We start from the raw sequence: 22,814 nt of genomic DNA, 5'->3' as shown, positions 1-22,814 counted from the left end.
TATCATATCCTTAGATGCCTGATATTTAAAAATGCAAAGCAAATGCTTTGCACTCTTGATGTTTTTTATTTCCAAGTAAAATTCTCTTTTCCTGCAATCATTTCAAAATGGTATTTTACGATTCCTAAATCAATTTTTGAATAAAAACCTAGTCCTGCCTTTGCATGAACTTCATTTCCATTTAACTGAAATGTGAACTTCTGCTGATTCATAGCTGTAGGCGCTAAAAGAGCAGCTTCCACTCCATTTTTAAACCACTGTGGCATTTCATGTGCATCACTCACATCCTGCACTGACTTGATTTTATGAGAGACACCTGATGTTTCCCCATAGCCAATTGCAATTACTAGATATAACTTTTCACCTTCATCAACTTTAAAAACAGCTTTTGATTTACTAAAAGTAAGAGCTACCCAGCAAGTATTCAATCCTAAGCTTTGGGCATGAAGTACGACCTTTTCACCATAATAGCCACACTTTTCATCAAAACCAGAACCTTTTTTAGCTACTACTGCAATATAGTTTTTAACGTTATTAAATTTACCATAATGAGCCATCATCGTAGAAAAACACATGGGTTCATCTACGATTAGCTGCATGTGCAAGTCACCTTCACGATTACACTGTTGAATAAATGCTTCTAAATTTTCTTTTACGTCACCTTCAATTTTTTTATCTGTATAAGACCGGACAGAATGTCTATTTTTCATCAAATCTAAAAGTTCCATATTTCCTCCTACAAACTCTCTTCACTACGATCTGGTACATATTTCATGATCTGTTGGATTTTTTGAAAAAGTAAGACCATGTTATCTATTTCACTTTTCTGTGGATCTAAATATAATATACCAATGTACCTTCTTTTCTAGACTTTACGATCCCTGCATCTTTTAAGATCTGCATATGATGAGATACGGCAGGTCTAGACAAATGTGTCTTTTTCGCAATATCTACCACTCTTGATCCCTGACATTCACCACTTAACATCATCAGTAAGATCTGAGCCCTTGTTTCATCACCTAATGCCAATAATGTCTTTTGATGTAAAGAGTGATTTCAAGTTTTCAATATCCAAAGCTGTATTCATCTCCACCTCCATCGTTTAACTGTTTAGATTATTGATTTTACCACAAAATGATCATAATTGTTCATTTGTAAAGAAAATCAAGACAATTCATTCTTCTTTTAGATAAAATAAATATTCAAATGATCGAATTCATCATGATGAAAAAACATTTTAATTCACCAATATTCATTTTATATCAATATTTTTGGGAAATTTGCCGATTTGATGGATATATAAGAGTGGAGGTATGTATGAGCAATCTCAACAAACAGTATGACACATTTTGTAAACAGATCCTCGCTCGTCCTATCTTTCTCGCATATATCCTTAAACGCTGTATTCATGAATTCAGTAATGTCGATGTCTTTATCATTGCCAGCAAGTGTATCCATGACATCTCTGTCAATCAGAAAGAAGTCCATCGTCTTTCACCTTTCATTACCCAGTTTGAAGATGATACTCTGGAAGAAGGAAAAGTCGTTTTTGATATCTTCTTTATGGCACATCTGCCTGAGAGTGATCAGGATATCGACTTCTACATCAATATCGAAATTCAGGATGACTTCTATCCCGGCTATCCTTTATCGGCAAGAGGAGTCTACTATGGCAGCCGTATGCTTTCCATGCAGTATGAGGATCAGATCAAAGGTTCCCGTTATGAAAATCTCAAGAAGGTCTATTCGATCTGGATCTGCCTCAATCCTCCCAAAGAAGAAAGAGGCAGCATAACGGAAATCTCGCTGGACAAAACGGTCCATGTTGGCTACAATAGAATTAGAAAAGAAGACTACGATAAGCTGTCAGTGATCCTGCTTTATTTAAGCAGGGAAAGCGAGGAAGAGATCCTGGGATTCCTGCAGACACTGCTGGATGAAACGATTCAAAGCGAGAGAAAGCTGGAAATTCTAGAAAAAGACTATGGCATCGTCATGGATAACGAAACTAGAAAGGAGATCAGAGAAATGTGCAACTTAGGTGATTATGTAGAGAATAAGGGTATAGCCAAGGGCATTGAAGAAGCAACCATTAAGTCCATTCAAAGTATCATGGTTCATTTACAAATTGATTTAAACAAGGCTATGGAATTATTAGATATTCCATCAAGTGAATTTTCTAAATATGAAAAATTAATCAAAAAAGCTTAATATCAATATCATCATAAAAACCTCCATATTCAATATAGAAAATGGAGGTTTTTATATGTATAAGCCATTTATTTCTTAAAAGACTTACATTTCTTTTTGTAGATTTTTAAAGGCTGTTGCTAACATCAGTTTGATACGATTCAGCTGATTAACTTCACTTGCTCCTGGATCATAATCAATAGCGACAATGTTACTTTGTGGATATTTCTTACGTAGAGCTTTGATAACACCTTTTCCAGTAACATGGTTTGGCAGACAGGCAAATGGCTGCATACAAATAATATTTGGACAGTCTTCTTCTATCAGTTCGATCATTTCTCCTGTTAGAAACCATCCTTCACCAGCCTGATTTCCTAAAGAAACGATTTCACTGGCTTTTTCAGCTAAATGTTCGATTCGGTTTGGAGCAGTAAAACGATTTGACTCATTTAATGCTTTGACCATATCTTTTCGTAAAAATTCTACCAGTTCAATACCGGCCTTTGTGATCCATTCACCTTTTTTCGTTCCATCATAATGTTCTGCCTTAAACTTCGCATTATAGAAACAGTAAAGGAAGAAATCAATCAAATCGGGCATAACAGCTTCTCCACCCTCTGCTTCAACTACATCGACTACCTGATTGTTTGCGGTAGGATGGAATTTCACAAGAATTTCTCCTACAAGGCCTACTCTTGGTTTTTTCACATCAATAAGCGGCAGTTCATCAAATTCTTTAACGATCTGAACGACATTTTTCTTGAATTCGCTCATACTGTTCGTACGGACATTTTCTTGCCCTTTCTTAACCCACTTATCATAAAGTGCATTCGCAGAACCTTTTACCTTTTCATAAGGACGAACACGGTATAATACACGCATCAAAAGATCCCCATAAAGAACACCGATAATGGCTCTTTTCGCAAGAGAAAGCGTCAGTTTAAATCCTGGATTGCTTTCTAAACCAGAAAGGTTTGCGGAAATGACCGGAACCTGTTCCATGCCTGCATCTTTTAAAGCTCGACGTATGAAAGCAATATAGTTTGTTGCACGACATCCGCCACCCGTCTGAGTAATGATCAAAGCTGTTTTATTGACATCATATTTACCACTATTCAAAGCATTCATCATCTGTCCGACAACAAGGATACTTGGATAGCAGGCATCGTTATTCACGTATTTCAAGCCTTGTTCTACCGCATTTTCATCGACACTTGGCAAGACTACAAAGTTATAGCCTTCTTCTCTCATGGCCGTTTCAACAAATTGGAAATGAATCGGTGACATTTGTGGACATAAGATCGTATAACGTTCATCTTTCATCTTTTCTGTATACACTACTTTTTTCACTGCATACTTATTTGAAAGATCAAGATGTTCTTCACCTTTTTCAATCGTTGATTTTAACGAACGGATACGGATACGAATCGCTCCCAGATTGCTTACCTCATCAATTTTGATCAAGGTATAGATCTTATTTCTGGCTTTTAGAATTTCTGAAACCTGATCAGCTGTTACGGCATCAAGGCCGCAGCCAAAAGAAGTCAGCTGAATCAAATGCAGATCGCTTTGTGAAGAAACGTAAGAAGCTGCTTTATACAAGCGAGAATGATAAGTCCACTGATCCACGACTCTTAGCTGCAGATGCTCTTCATCTAATTGACAGATGCTGTCTTCACTCAATAAGACAAAGCCTTCAGAAGTAATCAAATCAGGAATACCGTGATTGATTTCCGGATCGATGTGATAAGGACGTCCTGCCAGCACGATTCCCTGTAAATGATGCTCACGCATATAATTCAAGGCTTTTTTACCTTCTTCACGTACATCACTTTGGAAAACATCTAATTCTTCATAAGCCACTTGGATTGCATGTTTCAATTCACTATCTGAAATATTGAACTCTTTAAGCTCTTCCTTCAGCACTTTAAACATGGTCTTAGGATTATTCAATGAAATAAATGGATTTTTAAATATAATGTTATGCGACTGAAGATTGTCTACATTATTACGAATCGTTTCTGGATAAGAGGCTACGACTGGGCAATTATAATGGTTACCAGCATCTTTATTTTCAATTCTTTCATATAATACAGATGGATAGAAAATAAAGCCTACGTTCTTTTCAATCAGATTTTCAATATGTCCATGTGTGATCTTAGCTGGATAACAAACACTTTCACTTGGTATCGATTCAATTCCCTTTTCATATATTTTCTTTGATGATTTATCAGATAATATGACTCTGAATTTAAGATCTGTGAAGAAAGTATGCCAGAAAGGATAATTTTCATACATGTTCAAGACACGTGGAATACCTACACTGCCACGAGTCGCTTCTTCCTTCGATAATGGCTTATATCTAAATAAACGACGATATTTATATTCATAAAGATTTGGAAGTGTCTTTGATTTAACTGGCAGATCAGCCCCTCTTTCACAACGGTTTCCACTGACAAATCTTCTTCCATCTGTAAATTCAGTCACCGTTAATAAACAGTTGTTCGTACATTTGCCACAATGGCGCATCGTATGGGTAGAATGGAAGTCCTTTAGCTCTTCAGCACTCAATATCGTACTTCCCTTACCGTCATCTTTTTCTTTGGCAATCATTGCCATACCATAAGCACCCATCAAACCGGCAATATCCGGACGAATTGCTTCAATACCGGTTTCTTTTTCAAAAGCTCTTAAAACAGCATTATTATTAAAAGTACCACCCTGTACAACAACATGCTTACCAATCTGGTCTTTATTTCTTAACTTAATAACTTTATATAAAGCATTCTTGATAATTGAATATGAAAGTCCGGCAGAAATATCTTCAAGTGAAGCACCTTCTTTTTGAGCCTGTTTCACTTTAGAATTCATAAACACAGTACAACGGCTTCCAAGATCCAAAGGATGCTTTGAGCGGAGCGCTAAATCTGCGAAGTCTTCAATACCATATCCCAGCGAATGTGCAAATGTTTCTAAAAAGGAACCACACCCGCTTGAACATGCTTCATTTAATGTAATATCCTGGATCACACCCTCTTTGATCGTGATGGCCTTCATATCCTGACCACCAATATCCAAAATAAAATCTACATCTTTCTGGAAATGTTTTGCTGCCGTATAGTGAGCAATCGTTTCAACTTCACCATAGTCGATCTTTAAAGCGCTCTGTATCAATGCTTCTCCATAACCCGTAACACCTGCTTTTTTGATTTGGGCTCCTTGTGGGATCAGCTGATAGATTTTTTTCATGATTTCGATCATCAATTCCAAAGGGTTTCCATGATTTGAATCATAAAAGGAATAAAGGATATTACCTTTTGGATCGATCATAACAACTTTTGAAGTCGTTGATCCGACATCGATTCCTAAATAAAGATCACCCTGATAAGTTTCAAGACTTCTTCTTCTCGCACTATCTTTGAAGTGACGATTACGGAATTCAATCAGTTCCCCTTCATTTTCAAATAAAGGTTCCAAGCCCACGCTTTCACTTGGCTGAGCATTTAGATGTTTCAGCTTATCGATAACTTCATCGATCTGCACTTCTTCTGTATTCTCTTTAGCGCTTAAACAAGCTCCCATGGCCACGAATAGCTGTGAATTTTCCGGAAAGATCACATCTTCATCTTTTAAGTTTAAAGTTTCAATAAAACGGACTCTTAACTGATCCAAAAAATAAAGCGGGCCTCCTAAGAAAGCTATTTTGCCACATATCGGTTTTCCACATGCCAAACCACTGATCGTCTGATTTACGATTGCTTGAAAAATGGAGGCTGCAATATCTTCTTTTTGAGCTCCTTCGTTGATCAATGGCTGGATATCTGTCTTTGCAAATACTCCGCATCTTGACGCAATCGGATAAATACAAGTATGCGATTTTGCTAATTCATTTAGTCCGGAGGCATCTGTCTGCAGAAGCGTAGCCATCTGGTCAATAAAAGCACCTGTACCTCCAGCACAGGTTCCATTCATCCTCTGTTCCAATGACCCTTCAAAATAAGTGATCTTCGCATCTTCACCACCTAACTCAATTGCGACATCCGTTTCAGGTATATACTTTTCTATTGTCTTTGTACAAGCAATCACTTCCTGTACAAATTTTATATTTAATGTGGTAGAAATTGAAAGTCCTCCTGATCCTGTGATAACGGGATGGATTTCAAGATTTCCCAGTTGATTTCTGATTTCTTCAAGTAAAAAGAGCATCGTATTTCGCACATCAGAATTATGACGGATATAATTCTGATAAAGACATTCATCCTGCTCATTGGTAAGGTATGCCTTAACCGTTGTAGATCCAACATCAATACCTAAATAATACATATCTATCAGCCTCCTTTGTTTCCATACGATTGATTTTCATGTTCTTATTTTACGGATTTTAAAATAAATTGAAAATCAATTTGATTAAAATTTATACACATCTCATTTTTTGTATGATATTTCCCGGTTCTTTATAATCTTAAAAATTTTACAACTTATTTTAAACTTTGTATAACTATGTGTCAAGAAAATCATTCATTTCACATATTTTGCCAGTATCACTTCTTTATTGCCTTCTTTTTTTCAACATCGTATAATATAAGGAAAGAGGTGTATCTATGAAAAAAAAGATTTTTTGGCCCTTGTTCATTGGCACATCTGTCATTGCTGCTTCCTATACCTATGAAAGTATTCAAGAGAAAAACGATCTTCGTAAGATAAAATCTTATGGAAAACGGGTAACGACTCGCTTTGGTACGATGAATCTTTCTATCAGCGGTGAAAAAGGTCCTGTCATCCTTCTTTTAAGCGGTTATGGCAGTGCAGCACCTATTTTAGATTTTAAACCGCTCGCAGACCGTTTGAGCACATTTTCAAAAGTAATCACGATTGAATATTTCGGATATGGAGAAAGCGATCATTCGCTTCGTCCAAGAAGCGTTCAAAACATCTGTGAAGAGATTCATGCTTTAATGGAAAAACTGCAATGTGATCATTATTATCTGATGGCCCATTCAATCTCAGGAGTTTACGGTCTCTATTATCAGCACACCTATCCTCAAGAGGTTCTAGGAATCATTGGCATTGATCCAAGCGTTCCTCAACAAATTGATTATATAGATGCTTCCTTAGAAGAAAAACTAATGAAGCCGTTACGTAAGATCGGTTTATTACGTCTCATCGATAAGATCAAACCGGCTCTTCTGACACCGCCATCGGAAAACTATGATAAAGAATCTTTATTTACGATTCGTGCGATGACCTTCTCTGATAAAAATGAAACCTTGCAGAATGAAGGTCAATGGATCCATGATAATTTTGAACATTGCCGTGATCTTCAATATCCTTCAACACTTCCGATCCTGATATTTCTCTCATCAGAAAATATTTCTAGGGTCAAGTGGTGGAAAAAACTGCATGAAGAGCAAATCGCAAACTGTAAAAATGCTAAAATGATCGAACTGAAAGGTTCTCATTATCTTCATTGGACACAAAGCGATGAAATGGCAAAACAAGTTTATTCTTTTTTGGAGGAACAGAATGAAAAAGAAATTTAAGATACATTCATTTACCCGTGGCATCTTTGCCGGAGGATTGATCCTTTTTATTTTTAATCTCCCGCTGCTTTTTCAAATGACGCTATCTATCGGAATGATCGCTTCTTTGATACTGATGGCAATGGGAGGATTCATCATTTACAAAGAATACCAGAAAAATCCTTCTGCATTTACAGATATCCAAAATAAAGATAAAAAATAAATCAATCATGTAAAAGACCGGCGAAAGAAGCGCTCACTTAGGGATTGAAGAAAAAAAACTAAAGTGAACAGCTTCAAGCGGGGCAAAAAAGACCAGTCACAATCAGGCATGAATGCTTGAAGCGGCTGGTCTTTTTGTGTTTAGTGGTAATACAAAATATGGTCATTTTATGGAATTAAGTATAGCACCTTGCGGATATAATCTGGTCAATTGAAAGTATATGACCATCTTCGCTTATCCATTCATTCCTTTCAGAGGAATATGAAAAAACATAAAGTACAGGATTTTCTAGGCACTTTGTAACAACACATAATCTGTAAGAGTCCTTATTGTTGTTCATTTTTGAAAATTCATTTGGAGTTAACTCAACAGAAACCTCTTGACCTGCTAGTCCCTTTACTTCAAATTTTAATTTAATTTTCTTATAAACTGCTTCCAAATCCCATCCTAAGTTTTCACTTTCTACAGAAGTCACGGCAAAACCCCTTTCTGAGTATTCTCTGGTAACTTCTCTAATAGCGATATTCTCTATTTTCTTTCTTAGTTCTGCATCGGTTTGGCGGAAGATAGGAAGGCGACGCCTAATACTTTTCTTTTTTTCATATCTTTCTATATGTCTTAGAACTTCTTTCTTAAAATCCTCCATTTCAGGGCTATCAGCATACCAAACATTTGATTGACCCATTCCGCCTTTTACTCTTCTTGGTATTATCGGAAATGAGAACCTTTCATCTATACTCAGTAAAGTAGCATTGTCAGCATTAGCAACAACATAATATCCGATATATTCATTTCTAAATTTTCTTTCTGAAAGATTAGTGTTCTGATAATCTTTAAAAAACCTGGCATTCTTATACCATCCAACTATATACGTTCCGCCATTCTTGTGGGTTGCAGTGAAAATGACTAAAACATCATCTATGAATTCATCATCTTCACTCGCTCCTAATCTTTGAAGGTTGTTATACCCGCTTGGCTGAGCATAACCATATACCTTACCGCTAATTTTTTTGAAATTGAATATTTCGTGTCCATAACCATATTCTTCAACATAGGAGCCACCGCCATGTATTTCTTTATCATTTCCCAATAAACCTTCATATCTTTCCATCCAAGCTGTGTTTAAGAATATCATAGCTTTCATTGATTTACCTCCTTTCAGCTAGAAATTCACACAAATCACTCTGCTAATACTTCCTTAATAATCTGAGCCATCTGTTTGTTGTTTAACTGATCACGGAAATAAACAGTGTATCCATCTTTCGAGAACATACCAAAGAAAACACGAGCACAATCAATTTTTGCTTTTTCTGTACCACGTAAGTCGGATTTATTTTCTACGTCTTTTGTTTCGACTACAATGTTAAGCTCTTTCTCACCGGAAGTCCTTCTTACAACATACATGAAGTCTGGACTGTACATTCCACCGGTAATAGTCGGTATGGCAATGCTGCTACGTGGAATTTTTCCATATACAATGACTTCTTCGATGTCCGACATAATATTCTTTTGTTCCAACGGTGAGTCATAAGCGAAAGCATCATATAAATACTTCTCGCTTGGTGTTCCCGGAGCTATCTTTGTGCCGATACGTCCCTGTGCAATATCTTCACGTGGAGAACCGTCTGAATAGGTAAGTGCTGTGGCACCAACAGGCGTATTGCTTTTTGCATAATGGAATCGACCTTGCAAATTATTGCTTCTCCAGTCATGAAATTGTTGGATAAACATGCTGACAGAATTTTCATTAATATGTTCTGGATTTATAGTTCCATTCCTCTTAACATACTCACACAATGCCTCATGCAATACTTTAATTGGAATGTTTGTAGCATTTGTGATCCTCTTAAGAAATTCATTGTAGGGAATAGGTTTGGATACTATATATTGGGCGCCTGTATCTGAAACAATCATCATCTGTGAGCCATCGCTCTTAACGATATCTCTGGAGCTAGTCATGACAACGTCTGTAAAAACACCGGGTTTTTCCAGCAAGGATAAAACAACTTTAGCCATATCAGCATCCAGATCATCATCATAGAAAAGTAGATATCGTTGATTGATTGCTTCCCATAATTTGCGTATTTCACTGTAAACAGCTTTGCGGATTTTTACAGGTTTTGTTTTTGCTACATTTCGGTCTTTTACCTTACCTGAAGACAATCCTGTAGCAAAGTCCGGGTATTCTGCAAAGAAAGCGTCCCTTGTATCGGGTTTTATATTTAATCGCCTGTCTATGTAATGTTTATCATATAGTGCATCAAAAAGCTCATCAGAAGTCATGCCAAGCTTCTTGGCCACTTGTTCCAATCTTTCTTCGCTAATAGAAGAAGCTTGTGGAATTTCTCCGTTTATTTGGTCTATTAATCGATTAGCAAAGTCTGCCTCTGTGAAGTCAACAATATAATTAAGCTGGAATTCTTCATTGGAGATTCTATTACCATTCTCATCTACAGGTAGACGTAAACCTCGTCCAACCTCTTGCAGTTTACTATTTTCACTTCCGCTAGAACGAAGTTTAGCTATCGTAAATACATTAGGGTTATCCCAGCCCTCTTTAAGTGTCCATTTTGAAAATAGAAAACGTAAAGTGTTATAGCTACCGTCATTATTCTTGAAAGAGAGAAGGTGTTTTTTCCCATGAAGGATGGTTTCTACTTCTTTTGCTATATCTTCATCCGAATCGCTATTGTCCTGTGAAAAATAGCCTGCATGACAAGCAGAAATATCTGCAAGACTTGCTTCCAGATATGCCCGATATTCTGTATCATGCTCACTGAGGGTAGATAGCACCGATTCTATCCGTTCCTTAAGCAATCTCTCAAAAGCTTGTAATAGATAAGGGGTTTTACCTTCCTCGTTTGGTCGATATGATGATATATCATCGATAAAAAATAATGCCAATGTCTTGATCTTGAAATTGCGACCACAGAAGTTTGTTTTTTCTGTTTCAAAATGACGCTCAAGGGCAAGACGCATCATCTGCTCTTGATAAGAGGTCATATAGATATCCACATCCAATTCCTCACCAGTTGACTTTTGAATACCATTAGAAAACTCAACTGTTGATTTGCCAATAGCATGAACCGTAATTCCCTCAAAAGCTTCATTAATGATAGATAGTGAATCTCCAGTTTTAAGAGTAAATGTTTTAGTCGATTCATCACGCTTTTTATACTGAAAGGTAACAGAATCCTTGCTTGTGATGGAAGTGATTTTCACCTTTTCTTCACGCTTGGATACGGGTTCAAAATGCTCCTTCGTTACTCCCTTTATCAAATTTTGATTAAAAGATTCACAGGCATTTAAATCATAGAGCAGGTTTTGGTAGTCTTTTACGGTTATTTTGTTTTTTCCACGTCCACTTGTAGTTTCAGGGAAGGTAGCACCAAAGCGTATAATACACTGTGGTTTTATTTCATCAACGATAACCTTAAATACCTTCTGGTCACGAGAAAATCTATGTGGCTCATCAATAATAACAACAGGGTTTGTTGCACGAATAGCATCAAGTGGTCTATAAAAACCTTCTACTCCATAATCATAGTCGTCACGGCTAAGCATACCATTTGATCGGACAACAAGTAGTTGCATATTAACTAATAATACATAAATCTTCTTCGTGTTCTGGCAAGAACCTTTTACAAAGTCGCTCACAACACTCGGGAAATAGGAGCGTCCCTTTTTCTTGTTTTTTGGCGCTTCTAGTACTCCAACTTCAATCTCTGTACCATAGCCACAAACATCGGAAAAATGTCGCTTTACATATTCATCACGCAAAAACTGCGCAGTTCCTGCTTTAATCGCAAGTGAAGGTACAGCGATGATAAACTTATTAAGTCCGTAACGTTTATGAAGCTCATATATAGTATGAGTATAAACGTAAGTCTTTCCTGTACCGGTTTCCATTTTAATATCAATATTCAAGCAATCACCAACAGGCATACTGCTTCGATATTCTGCAGGTATATTTTTTTGAATTTCTCTAATATTTGCAGCTAGTTTAGGGTCAGAAAGAGAAATACTTGGATTTTCATAAAATTGTACAGGAGAAGCTATCTGTACCCCATTCAAAGCAGCACTTATTGCATCTACAGCTTTTTGTTGGTGTGGTAATCCTCGTTGTAGGATAAGTTCCATAACATACCCTCCAATCAATAACGGATATCGAAGTTGATACGCAAGTTTTTCTCTGTATCCTTCAACCGTTTCAAATTAATTTTTAAAGCTTCCATTTCCGTCCATGTAAAACTATAACCAAATAACACCACGTTCTCAGGATTAAAGCTACCGTCAGTTTCATATTTTACTACAATGGCTTCAATCGCCTTATTAGACAATTCCGGGTCAATTAGGTAAAGATGTTTTCCTATATAATAGCCATTGTATCCAGCAAAATTTAACTCCTCAGCATCTGCTGTAAGTCCATATCCATCTCTAACAAGCCACGTTGAAAGGACGGTAGGTTTTCCAAAATCACTAAGAATGTCTTTGTCAGCAAATAATTTATTTTCAGTTGGGTCAAACTTTTCAAGCTTGTCTAGAGTGTTTTGCTCAGGCTCAGCAAGAATAAAGTGCCTAAAACCGAGATCTACCTTAGTGTCTGGAAATTCTTCTTTTATCTTTTTTGCTGCCCTGATAATGCGTTCTATACCAATTTGATCAAGTGTATGAGGACGCCCATTTTCATCTAACATCTCTATAACATTTTTCCACTTTTCCTTTTCACTACTAGAAGCATTTGCAAAAAGATAATCAAGGTTTTCAGGCAATTGTATCATTATAAATTTACACTTACATCCTAATGAAAATTTGAGTGCAGAATGTGCCGTAGTTGCAGAACCGCTAAAGAAATCCAAAATAATATCACCGTCTTTAACATTAGCTAAGCTTATTATTGCATCAATTAATTGCGTTGGTTTGGGATTACTAAAAGCATTTTTAAATCCAAATAGCTCTGTTAATTCATCGCTAGCTTTTTGATTGCTCCCATAAATTTCGTGAATCCACCAATTAGTAGCACATTGCCCCTCTGCCTGCCTTTCAGTTTTGAAATATTTCTTTCGAGGCATTCCATCGCCACCACGTGGAAAATATATTCTATTGTCGTTTAAAAGAGATGTATATGTATCAAAGTCTCCCATCCATTCTTCATTAAGTTCAATCCCAGTTGGAGTAATAATAGTGTATCTAGTGCCAGATTGATCAGAACCTGCTTTCCAAGGTTTTGAAGCCCAGTCACCACGTGGGTCATTATCAGGATTTGAAAATTCTCCTGTAAGTGCAACTTTACCAACGCCTGCATCTTTAAGGTATTGACAATTTCTAGAGTATACAAGAATGTGTTCAGCAACAATTCCTATTAATTTAGTTTTATCATTCGGTTGATTATGTCGTCTTCTCCAATGAATGTGACCTTCAAAATTCTCCTCCCCAAACACGTCATCACAAATAAGCCTTAGATTTGCTTGTTCATTATCATCTATTGAGATAAAAATCACACCGTCATCCTTAAGTAAATCCCTAGCCAGTAAAAGACGTGGGTACATAAACATTAACCACGCAGAATGAGAAGCCGAACCACGCTTTGTTAAGTCTAAAATACGTTGTGCCTGTTCTTCGCTAATACTTAGTTTTTCCGAAAGCTCTTCCACAGTAAATTTGAACTGGTCATTATACACAAATCCATCTGTTCCAGTGTTATAAGGAGGATCAATATAAATACATTTAACTTGACCTGAATAGGACTTCAAGAGATGCTTTAATCCATCAAGGTTGTCGCCACTTATGTAGATATTTTCACTGTTCATATTTTCAGGTTTTGAGTTATGTTCCTCGTCTGGCACAACAACTGTTGTAGTATCAATTGAAGCCAGCAATCGGGCATAGTTTTTACCCAAAAACTTAAGTTCATAACCCTCTCCCGTTACAGCAATCTTATCACTTAAAAATTCCTTAAACCGCTCAATATCAAAGGATCCATCTGCCCTAAAACATGAGGGGAAATTTTCTTTTAATACAGCCATTTCTCGACTGTTCGGTGTTGCACTATCATTGGCATTCATAATATCCTTAATCATTGTTATCATTCACCTTGCCTTTCTCAATTTTATCAGGTACAAACTCTAAAATATCACAAATGTCACATTCTAAAGCTGTGCATATTTTTTGAAGTATTTCTGTATTTACATTTTCGTTTCTGCCAAGCTTTGTGATAGTTGCCGAGCTAACACCGGAAAGGCGTTGCAAATCTTTCTTTTTCATATTCTTATCAATTAGCAGCTTCCATAGCTTGTTATAATGTATTGCCATTTTTTGCACCTCCTACAAATATTAATAATTATATCACAAAAACACGCTATAAACAGTATAAATTTTTAATCTCACATTATTTTTCGTCTATTTCAATCACAATTTTCTATTTACGCATGAAATTAAAGGTGCTTAAATCAAGACTTTTAGACAAAAAAGTCTGTAAGTCTATTTGTAAAACCAAAGGCAAAGTTATAACATTAATCCTTCTTAAACTAAATATCACTTCCGCTCAAATTTGAGCAAAAGCATAAACATTACAGCCGTCTTTTCTGGAAAAAAGACAGGCTGTTTTATTATTTTAGGGGTTCGAATCAATAGAATTCTTCGCTTATGGATGAGGAAGAAAAATATTTTTCTAAAATCCTCAACTAATGTGTCCTATCAAGGCTATAAGGTGAGAGGAAAAATAATCCCCCAATGAAAGCATAGTTTTTCTCTCACTGCTCCTTGACAACTGAATACTCCGAAATGCAAGAGATATTTCAAGCAGAATATGCCATGACGATAATTCCGAGCGTATTCCTTGAAAGATAACGATGTTGTGTCAAACAAGGCAAACTCTCTGGAACAGTAGCGTTTCGGGTCATTAATAAAAGGCAAGGAGGTGAAGTAACTGAAAACAAAATAAATGAACTTGCCACAGGTGCTTAAAGATAAGCCACAGTTTTGCTGTTGGAAATATGAAGAACGAAGTGGTAGAAAAACCAAAGTTCCCTATAACCCGGTAACAGGAAAAAGGGCAAAAGCAGATAAGCGGAGTACCTTTAAAGATTTTAGTTCGGCGGTAGCTGCTGTAAGTAATTATGATGGTATCGGATTTTTGGTAGGTAATGACATTTGTGTTATCGACTTAGATGATTGCTTTGATAGTAGCGGTAAGCTTAAGCCTATTGCCCAAAGTATTGTAGAGGCTTTTAGTGGTTGCTATATGGAACACAGTCCATCTGGGAAAGGGTTGCATATTTTCTTTAAGGCCACAGGCTTTAACTTTGACAAAATAAAATACTATATCAACAACAGAAAGCTGGGAGTTGAGGTCTATGTGGCTGCAGCAACAAATCGTTTTGTTACCGTAACGGGCAATGTATTTGCAGATGGTGATATACCGGAGAAATCGAATGAACTACAGATGATACTAGACAAATATATGCTGCGTCCTGCCCCTGTGAAGCAACTACTGGATACAGAAAGTAAATCCTATCTGTCTGACAAGTCTGTTATTGAGAAGGCATTAAAATCGGCAAACGGAGAAAGGTTCAAAGCATTGTGGCAAGGAGATACATCTGGTTATGCTTCTGCTAGTGAAGCTGATTTGGCACTTTGCGGTATGTTGGCATTTTGGTGTGGCAGGGATATTGGGCAGATGGACAGACTTTTCCGAAAAAGCGGCTTAATGCGGGATAAATGGAATAGACCACAGTCCGGCAGTACTTATGGAATGATAACCATAGAAAAAGCTATCGCAAATGCTACTGAAATATACAAACCAGGTGGTAAGCGTTCATCAGCTACAGAAGATTTTGGAGAATATTCCCTTGCTGACTTTAAGCCTGAGAGTAACGATCGCTACCCTTGGACGGTTATTGGGGCAAGCAGGTTGTTTGCTGATTATTATAAATCTTTTGCCCGCTTTGTTCCCGAAAGGAAGATGTGGTTTTGCTATGAGAATGGTATTTGGATTCCTGATGTCGCTAATCTAAAAGTAATGGAAATGTGTAAATCATTGGCTAATCAACTGCTAACCTATGCTTTGACTATTCAGGATGAACATCAAAGAAAGGCATACATTGACTATTGCCGAAAGTGGCAGTCAAGAAGATACAGGGAAACGGTGCTTAAGGATGCACAGAGCGTATATCCCATATCAATGGCTGAATTTGACCAAAACCCGCTTATGCTCAATTGTGCCAATGGAACATTGTTTTTAATGTCTATGGATTTTCGTCCCCACAACAGCGAGGACAGACTCACAAAGATATCTGGTGTTAAGTATGATCCAGAAGCAAAAAGCGAGCGATGGGATAGATTTATTCATGAGATTATGAGCGGAGATGAGGAAAAGGCAAAATTCCTCCAAAAAGCCTTTGGCTACAGTATCAGCGGAGACACTCGGTATGAATGCCTGTTTGTTCTCTATGGTGCTACAACTCGAAACGGAAAAGGTACGCTATGCGAGAGCATTCTTAAGGTATTAGGCAGTTATGGCTGTACCGCAAGGCCGGAGACTATCAGTCTGAAAAAGAACAATAACAGTTCAAGTCCAAGTGAAGATATTGCCCGGCTTGCAGGAGTACGCTATGTAAATATCTCCGAGCCTAGCAGAGGACTTGTCTTAAATGCTGCACAGGTAAAAAGCATGACGGGTGGTGACACCATCAACGCAAGGTTTCTACATGAGAATTCTTTTGACTTTTCGCCAAAGTTTAAGCTATATATCAACACCAATTATCTGCCCGTTATTACGGATATGACGCTGTTTTCCAGTGGCAGAGTGGTGATTATCCCTTTTGAACGACACTTTGATGAAAGCGAGCAGGATAAAAACCTAAAACGTGAATTCGCCAAACCGAAGAATCAGAGTGCTATCCTTAACTGGCTAATTGAAGGCTATCAGCTGTTAAAAAAGGAAGGCTTGACTTTACCTGATTCCGTTAAGACAGCAACAGAGGCTTATAAGCGTGACAGCGACAAAATAGCATTATTTTTCGAGGATGCCTTGGAGGAAAGTCCTAATAGTGAGGTGCGGACATCTGAAGTGTATGCCCGGTATCAGCGTTGGTGCAGTGCCAATGGATGTTATTCGGAGAATGCAAGAAACTTCAAACAGGCATTAACAGCTATCGCCCGTGTAGAACGGAAACGACCACGTTCTGGTGGTGGAATGACCACAATGCTTATCGGATATAAGCTGACAGAAGAAGAATTTCTTCTTATTTAAACACAGTGTAGCAGCTTGTAGCAAGAAAAACAGGTTATATAAAAAATCGCTCTCGTATAGAGAGTTTAGTTTTTACCTGCTACATCTTGCTACAAAGCTTTAAACCACTGGATATGACTCCATGTGTTGATACCTGCCCCTAGGGGCAGGTCAAATCTCCACACCTTTTTATCTGGATAACGGGCGTGGGGCAACGCGTAAAAAAACGCGGTTTCTAACGGGGTATATACCCCACAATCCATTTTAATTTAGGAGGTAAACGATTATGGCAACATCAACAACTTATAATAGAGCGTTTTGGAATGTTATGAAAGGAAAAGAAGAAAACAATCAAAATCTAAGCGAGGGTTTTGATAATGCAGGAGCCTATGTCGCACCAGATGAGTTCAGAGAAGGCTTTAACACTGCTTTGGCAAAGGAAAATATATTCCGCAGATTTGCTACTGTTATCAATCTATCTTCTGCAGAAGGTAAAATTCAAGCGGTATCCTCAAAGGGGACAGCAGATTGGGTTGAAGACGGAGATCCAATCCCCGAAAGCGCCGATACATTTACACAGTTTCTGGTGAAATCATACAAGCTGGCATCTCTTGTCAAGCTAAACCGCTCATTCGTCACCGATATGAACTTTAATCTTGAAAAATATCTGATGGGTGATTTTGCGAAGCGTTTTGGCAAGGCTGAGGAAAATGCATTGCTTAATGGAAATGGCACAACACAGCCAACAGGTATACTTACGGCAGACGCAGATGTAACTACAGCAGATAGTGCTACCATCTCTTTTGACGAGATTATTTCGCTGTATTTTTCATTAAAAGATGAATACCGAAATAACGCTGTGTTTATCATGCACGATAATACAGCTATGCTCCTTAGAACCCTTAAGGATACAAGCGGCAGTTATCTGTGGAATTCTTCAGATAACACCATCTTCGGAAAGCCTGTAGTTACCTCTCCATATATGCCTACAGTATCAGCAGGAGCAAAAAGCATTGTAATTGGAGATTTATCATACTACTGGCTGATTGAGCGTCAACCAATAACAATAAAGAAATTAAGTGAATTATATGCATTGCAGGGGCAAATTGGCTTTTCTGCTTACGAGAGATTGGATGGGAAGCTAATTCAATCGGATGCTCTGAAAATATTACAAATAAAAGCTTAAATAATGGATTAGGCACTGGGTCATCAATTCGGCTCAGTGCCAGTTCCATCAAAACATCGGACAGGAGGTCACGATATGGAAAACCAAAGTAACAGCCGCACAACCAAATCCGATATCGGAGGTACGGTCTATGTGGTGGAATCACGAGTAAGTGATTCAGCAAAGGAAAGTGCATATTCCAAGCTGAAACGACTGATTACAGTCAACGCAAAAAACCTTTCAAAGTTATCAGATAGTTCATATAAACCCACGGAAATCAACTCGACTTCTTCAAGGTAGTACGGTAATATACATAGTACTAAACCGCTTGAAGACTGTCGGAAATGGAGGAAAAAAATGAATAGACAGTCAACATTTAGCACTATACGTAAATCAACATTAGCATTTGAAGAAGCGAAAATTACTGCTCTTTACTGCAGGCTTTCCCGTGATGATGAGCTTGCAGGAGACAGCAACAGCATAGTAAACCAAGAGATACTATGTAGAGGGTGGTTTCTCCCACCTAATACATATGACTGCGGCTCATTTGTGGTGAATGGAACAGCAGTTATAGGAAAGGAGTAGAAAAACCTATTAACCGCTGAAAATCAACACAAAAAGGAGCTGATTCTTATGAAATCTCTATTTGAGGAAATGGGTGTCACTTACCGACAAGAGGGAGATTATCTTATTCCCAATCTCTCGCTGCCGGAAGAACCGGAATACCAAATCGGCAAGTATGGGTGTATGCGCCGCAGCTATCTGAAGGAGCATCGTCCTGTTCTTTACGCAAATTTGCTCACAAGCGGAACGCTGCATCGTCACCTTGCCGAGATCGACCAAGCCTGCAATGAGCGTATGGAAATCATCGTTTCTGCAATGGCGAAGCGGGAAGGTGTGACCGAAGCACTCAAAGCCGCCGACCAGATGGAATGGGTGTGCCGCATGAACAACATCCGCAGCCGTGCGGAGGAAATCGTTCTGACCGAGCTTGTATATGAATGACAAATGCCCGTTATTGGCAGCATGGCCGATAACGGGCATTATCTTTATTCTTTAGGCGGTATAAACTTATACTTGCCCTTTCCAAAGCCACTGACAGGCTCAATCAAATCCGCATTTTTCAGTTTTGTAATGAGATTCCCTGCGGCAGTAACAGAATCCTTTGTGATAGCAGCGATATCGGATCGGCCAAAGACACCATCGACGCCCATATTTGCAAATACCGCTTTCGCCTTTGCAATCGTACCTTGGCTTGCGTTCAGCCGGTCAATCGCAACCTCAATCGCAACATTTTCATCTTCAATCGTAATCTTGGTTGTGTTTGCCGCCGCTCCATAATTCAGATTATAGAGCGTAACTTGGAACGAACTGGCATCGGAATAGAATTTTGGCTCCAGTTCGTCACGGTAATTGTGAGCGGCGCGGTAGGTTTCCGTGATTTTCTTAAAGCCGCTGCCTTGCCGCTCCATATAGCCCAATCTGCCGAAAATATCCGCAAGGATGGGATTGCGGCGTGTGGAGGAAATACTGGACAGATCCCGTTCCTGTATCCGTGTGCCGTCGGGCATACCACCGGGAGAATAGATGGTGAGACGGTCATCGTAAATATCAATGTGTACCTCGCTGCCCAAAATCAGATAATCACGATGGATCAGCGCATTGACAAGCGCCTCAAAAACGCTCCGCTCGCAGTAGTCGGGCATCTCAACACGGGAATCGGCGGTTTTCTTCCAGCGTGTTTTCATATTCCGCTTGACAAAACTGACACCCTCATTGAGCAGAATGATCAGGCTGCCGGAGAATTCTGCGCTGTCAAGTGCATCCACCATGCCGCCGCTTTTATCAAGGCCGTTCCAGCGTGTGCAGAACAGGCGGGAATGCCTGATGGGAGAATCATCTGCAAGCAAAGCGCCTGCATTGGTCAGCTTGCCGTGTTCGTCCCGCATATCGAAGGAATCGAACAGCTTTTCTTCCATGCTGTTGCCCGTCCAAGCCTTATACCGTTCGCGCAGCTTGGAAAAAGCGTAATCCTTGAAATCATACTCGGAAACCAGTTCGTCATAGGTGCGGTGCATCCCTTTGAGAATCAGCTGATTCAGCACATAGGACGGGGCAATCACGCTTTCATTGCCAATGCGGATATACGCCTCCATAATGCCGTCCGCTTTGTAGTAATACGGTGTGGAGCGCCCTGCTGACACAGACAGCACAAGAATATCCTTGCCGTCCTCCTGTTCTGGTGCGAGGATAAAACTCGGATAAGGCGTGATACGCTCTTTGATCAAGCGGCTGATTGCCTCCGCATTGTTCTGTGCGTCAGCTAAGCCGACAACATTTCTGTCATTATCAATACCGAAAAACAGCGTGCCGCCAATGCCATTTGCAAAGGCGCTGACGCTTTTGAGCCAGCTTTTCGGCTTCTTTACCTCCAGCGCGACCTTGAAATCGCATTCGGTCGCTTCTGCGATCCAGCGGTCAATCATTATTCTCACCGTCCTTTCCCTTATTCTTCCCTCTGCTCTTATAGACATTATACTGATTCTTGCACCGGGCGCTGCAAAATGCGGAATTGGCCCGGCTGCCGAGGAATACCTTCTGGCAGTGCTTGCACAGCCGCAGGGGTTTCGCATCATCAACCAGCATGAAGCTGAACATCATCTGGATACCCAGCAGCAGCGAATGGAAATCCCAATAGATCGTCGGTTTCTCCAGCAGTTCAATATGATAGCTCGGCGCAATGCCGCCGAAGGCAGCCATGGCCTTGCGGTAGAGATTTCTTGTATCCTCGTCAATGCTGTCGTAGTCATTGTAGTACAAAATAGAGGTAGTCAGCGTGAACGCCCAATCCTTGAACTGCTGCGCCACCCAATCATACGGTTCTGCATATTCCCGCTGGAAGCTCATGTTCTTTGCCATCGGCTCATCCATGAAGGTCATGGTCAGGGCAATCATCATATTATCCCCGGAAACATTCCAACTGGATTCCACGCCTTTTTTCACTACATCCAATTTGTCAAAGGGATAGAACAGGGCAAGGTAGTCCTCTGTTGCCATGCTTTCTTCCTTGATGAAGTGATTCTTCGGCAGATAGACTGCCTCATAGTCCATAAAGGACGGCGTGGTGGGCAGCGCCGTCATCAGCCCCAACAGACCGTAATGGGTCACAAAAGCCAGAATTGCCTTTTCCACCTCATCCTCCGGGCTGCGGTTCATCATCAGCATCCCAACATTCAGTGCCTCCAGCACCATCTCGGAGGACTCCTTCAGCGGGTTATAGACATCGGGCTTTGCTGTGTTCTCCGGCGTTATATAGCGTTTCCCATCCTTGCCGGTCTTGATCTCATAGCGGTCATACCGCACCCAATGGGAATGGGACTGCGCAAACAGATTGTTCATGGCGCTGTTCCTCTCAATTCGTAATCTATCTATATATTAACCATATTACTATTGTATCAACCGTCCTTGGCATCGTCAAGGGCGGCTTTCTTTTTTCTCGGCTTGGTTTTGTTCTCTCGGCGGATCACGGCATCCTTGCCCATGGTTTGCAGCAACGCCTCATATTCCTCTATAAACTCGCGTTCTCGCAGAGTAATGCTGTAGTCCTTCTCCTGTTTTTCGCTCAGATGCTCGTACATCCGCTTTTGCAGCTTTTTCTGAATGGTCATCCGCAGCTTTCGGATATTCCGGTCGGACTGCCCACGGATGGCAGCAAGCCTTGTAGTGCTGTATTGCTTGACGAACAGGTAGTACAGCACCTCCTTCTGTTCATCACTGAGGGTGAAAAAGAGCTTGGAGAGAAAACGGTTCGCTGTCAGCTCATGCAGCTCGTAGGGGCAGGAGAAGATGATGTCAAGAAAATTTCCCTGACAGAGCTGACGGAACCTCGGCAGATTCATCCAGAGGGGAGCAATCTTCGGATCAGGCACCGCCTGAAACTCCAAAGGAACATCCCCGCGCAGGTTTTCATGGTCACGCTCTCGGCGCTCCCGATTTCTGCCCAGCTTGTTCCACTCGTCTACCACAGTCAGAAAATCCGATTCTGTCCGTGCTGCTTCCTCCAGCCGCCGCAGAGCCTCGGCGCGAATTTCCCGCTTGAGCCGCTTCTCACTGGTAGGCGCGGCTTCTTCCTCCTCGTCCTCCAGCTCGGCATCATAGTCTCTGGGATGCTCGTCCTGCTCCAGTTCGCTCTCCAGCTCCAGCGTGCGTTCCTCTGCAAGCGCTTCCTCCAGCGGCTCATCCACCGGCGCACCGTCCGAGGAATCCTCCCAATCGGCAAAGCTGTCCGCAGCCATTTCAAGGCCGGTTTCCTCTATTTGCTCCTCGGCATCTTCTTCCTCATCGGAATAATCATCATCCCACAGCAGTTCATCCTCCCATGGTTCCACGACAGCTTCACCTCCCCGAAAAAGAATTTTCTTTTTTTCAAAAACAGTTCCGATTTACACCCCGTATTTCTCCTATTAGTGAGAAGTAATTTGACAC

General features: G+C 39.7%; 18 protein-coding genes. 8 read left to right on the top strand and 10 right to left on the bottom strand.

Features of this window, described 5'->3' with window-relative positions:
• Positions 1-65: 65 nt before the first annotated feature.
• Complete coding sequence (locus tag BQ5367_RS06035; RefSeq protein WP_071441627.1) at positions 66-728, bottom strand: nitroreductase family protein; 663 nt, start codon at positions 726-728, stop codon at positions 66-68.
• A gap of 106 nt (positions 729-834) precedes the next feature.
• Positions 835-1,029, bottom strand: a complete 195-nt coding sequence (locus BQ5367_RS06030; RefSeq protein WP_143052354.1) for an ArsR/SmtB family transcription factor — start codon at positions 1,027-1,029, stop codon at positions 835-837.
• A gap of 288 nt (positions 1,030-1,317) precedes the next feature.
• Between BQ5367_RS06030 and BQ5367_RS06025 the strand changes: the two genes are divergently transcribed.
• The gene (locus BQ5367_RS06025) at positions 1,318-2,211 is read left to right on the top strand and encodes a hypothetical protein (RefSeq protein WP_071441626.1); all 894 of its coding nucleotides are present in this window, start codon (positions 1,318-1,320) and stop codon (positions 2,209-2,211) included.
• Positions 2,212-2,295: 84 nt separating this feature from the next.
• On the opposite strand, the gene BQ5367_RS06020 is transcribed toward BQ5367_RS06025, so the two are convergent.
• The gene (locus tag BQ5367_RS06020) at positions 2,296-6,513 is read right to left on the bottom strand and encodes an acyl-CoA dehydratase activase-related protein (protein ID WP_071441625.1); all 4,218 of its coding nucleotides are present in this window, start codon (positions 6,511-6,513) and stop codon (positions 2,296-2,298) included.
• A gap of 278 nt (positions 6,514-6,791) precedes the next feature.
• On the opposite strand from BQ5367_RS06020, the gene BQ5367_RS06015 reads away from it, so the two are divergent.
• The gene (locus BQ5367_RS06015; RefSeq protein ID WP_071441624.1) at positions 6,792-7,730 is read left to right on the top strand and encodes an alpha/beta fold hydrolase; all 939 of its coding nucleotides are present in this window, start codon (positions 6,792-6,794) and stop codon (positions 7,728-7,730) included.
• The gene (locus tag BQ5367_RS06010; protein WP_071441623.1) at positions 7,714-7,932 is read left to right on the top strand and encodes a hypothetical protein; all 219 of its coding nucleotides are present in this window, start codon (positions 7,714-7,716) and stop codon (positions 7,930-7,932) included. Before BQ5367_RS06015 ends, BQ5367_RS06010 begins: the two co-directional genes overlap by 17 nt.
• A gap of 175 nt (positions 7,933-8,107) precedes the next feature.
• Here BQ5367_RS06010 and BQ5367_RS06005 read toward each other — a convergent pair whose 3' ends face one another.
• From BQ5367_RS06005 to BQ5367_RS05990, 4 genes are read right to left on the bottom strand one after another with little or no spacing between them, the layout of a single operon-like run.
• Complete coding sequence (locus BQ5367_RS06005) at positions 8,108-9,076, bottom strand: protein NO VEIN domain-containing protein (RefSeq protein ID WP_071441622.1); 969 nt, start codon at positions 9,074-9,076, stop codon at positions 8,108-8,110.
• Between the two features lie 35 nt (positions 9,077-9,111).
• Positions 9,112-12,072, bottom strand: coding sequence for a type III restriction-modification system endonuclease (locus BQ5367_RS06000; RefSeq protein ID WP_071441621.1), 2,961 nt, complete (start codon positions 12,070-12,072; stop codon positions 9,112-9,114).
• Positions 12,073-12,086: 14 nt separating this feature from the next.
• A complete protein-coding gene (locus tag BQ5367_RS05995; protein WP_071441620.1) occupies positions 12,087-14,012 on the bottom strand; it encodes a site-specific DNA-methyltransferase in 1,926 nt (641 codons plus the stop codon).
• Complete coding sequence (locus tag BQ5367_RS05990; protein ID WP_012103576.1) at positions 14,005-14,244, bottom strand: helix-turn-helix domain-containing protein; 240 nt, start codon at positions 14,242-14,244, stop codon at positions 14,005-14,007. Before BQ5367_RS05990 ends, BQ5367_RS05995 begins: the two co-directional genes overlap by 8 nt.
• 631 nt (positions 14,245-14,875) lie before the next feature.
• Between BQ5367_RS05990 and BQ5367_RS05985 the strand changes: the two genes are divergently transcribed.
• From BQ5367_RS05985 to BQ5367_RS05965, 5 genes are all read left to right on the top strand, one after another.
• The gene (locus BQ5367_RS05985; protein WP_071441619.1) at positions 14,876-17,185 is read left to right on the top strand and encodes a phage/plasmid primase, P4 family; all 2,310 of its coding nucleotides are present in this window, start codon (positions 14,876-14,878) and stop codon (positions 17,183-17,185) included.
• A 265-nt stretch (positions 17,186-17,450) separates the two neighbouring features.
• On the top strand, positions 17,451-18,350 hold the full coding sequence (locus BQ5367_RS05980; protein WP_071441618.1) for a phage major capsid protein: 900 nt from the start codon (positions 17,451-17,453) through the stop codon (positions 18,348-18,350).
• Positions 18,351-18,425: 75 nt separating this feature from the next.
• Positions 18,426-18,629 (top strand): transposon-encoded TnpW family protein, encoded by a 204-nt coding sequence (locus tag BQ5367_RS05975; RefSeq protein ID WP_071441617.1) that lies wholly within the window; start codon positions 18,426-18,428, stop codon positions 18,627-18,629.
• Positions 18,630-18,686: 57 nt separating this feature from the next.
• Complete coding sequence (locus BQ5367_RS05970; protein WP_071441616.1) at positions 18,687-18,914, top strand: hypothetical protein; 228 nt, start codon at positions 18,687-18,689, stop codon at positions 18,912-18,914.
• A gap of 48 nt (positions 18,915-18,962) precedes the next feature.
• Complete coding sequence (locus BQ5367_RS05965; RefSeq protein ID WP_071441615.1) at positions 18,963-19,334, top strand: TnpV protein; 372 nt, start codon at positions 18,963-18,965, stop codon at positions 19,332-19,334.
• Between the two features lie 44 nt (positions 19,335-19,378).
• Here the strand turns inward: BQ5367_RS05965 and BQ5367_RS05960 are convergent, their stop codons facing one another.
• From BQ5367_RS05960 to BQ5367_RS05950, 3 genes are read right to left on the bottom strand one after another with little or no spacing between them, the layout of a single operon-like run.
• Complete coding sequence (locus tag BQ5367_RS05960) at positions 19,379-20,815, bottom strand: ATP-binding protein (protein ID WP_235858741.1); 1,437 nt, start codon at positions 20,813-20,815, stop codon at positions 19,379-19,381.
• Positions 20,808-21,728: a hypothetical protein gene (locus BQ5367_RS05955; protein WP_071441614.1), complete on the bottom strand. Its 921-nt coding sequence runs from the start codon at positions 21,726-21,728 to the stop codon at positions 20,808-20,810. The genes BQ5367_RS05960 and BQ5367_RS05955 overlap by 8 nt, the downstream gene beginning before the upstream one ends.
• A 56-nt stretch (positions 21,729-21,784) precedes the next feature.
• A complete protein-coding gene (locus BQ5367_RS05950) occupies positions 21,785-22,717 on the bottom strand; it encodes a hypothetical protein (protein ID WP_071441613.1) in 933 nt (310 codons plus the stop codon).
• Positions 22,718-22,814 lie beyond the last annotated feature (97 nt).

Origin of the sequence: Traorella massiliensis, assembly GCF_900104665.1 — a bacterium.
Classification (GTDB): domain Bacteria; phylum Bacillota_I; class Bacilli_A; order Erysipelotrichales; family Erysipelotrichaceae; genus Traorella; species Traorella massiliensis.
This window is presented reverse-complemented; position numbering and strand designations above follow the sequence as displayed.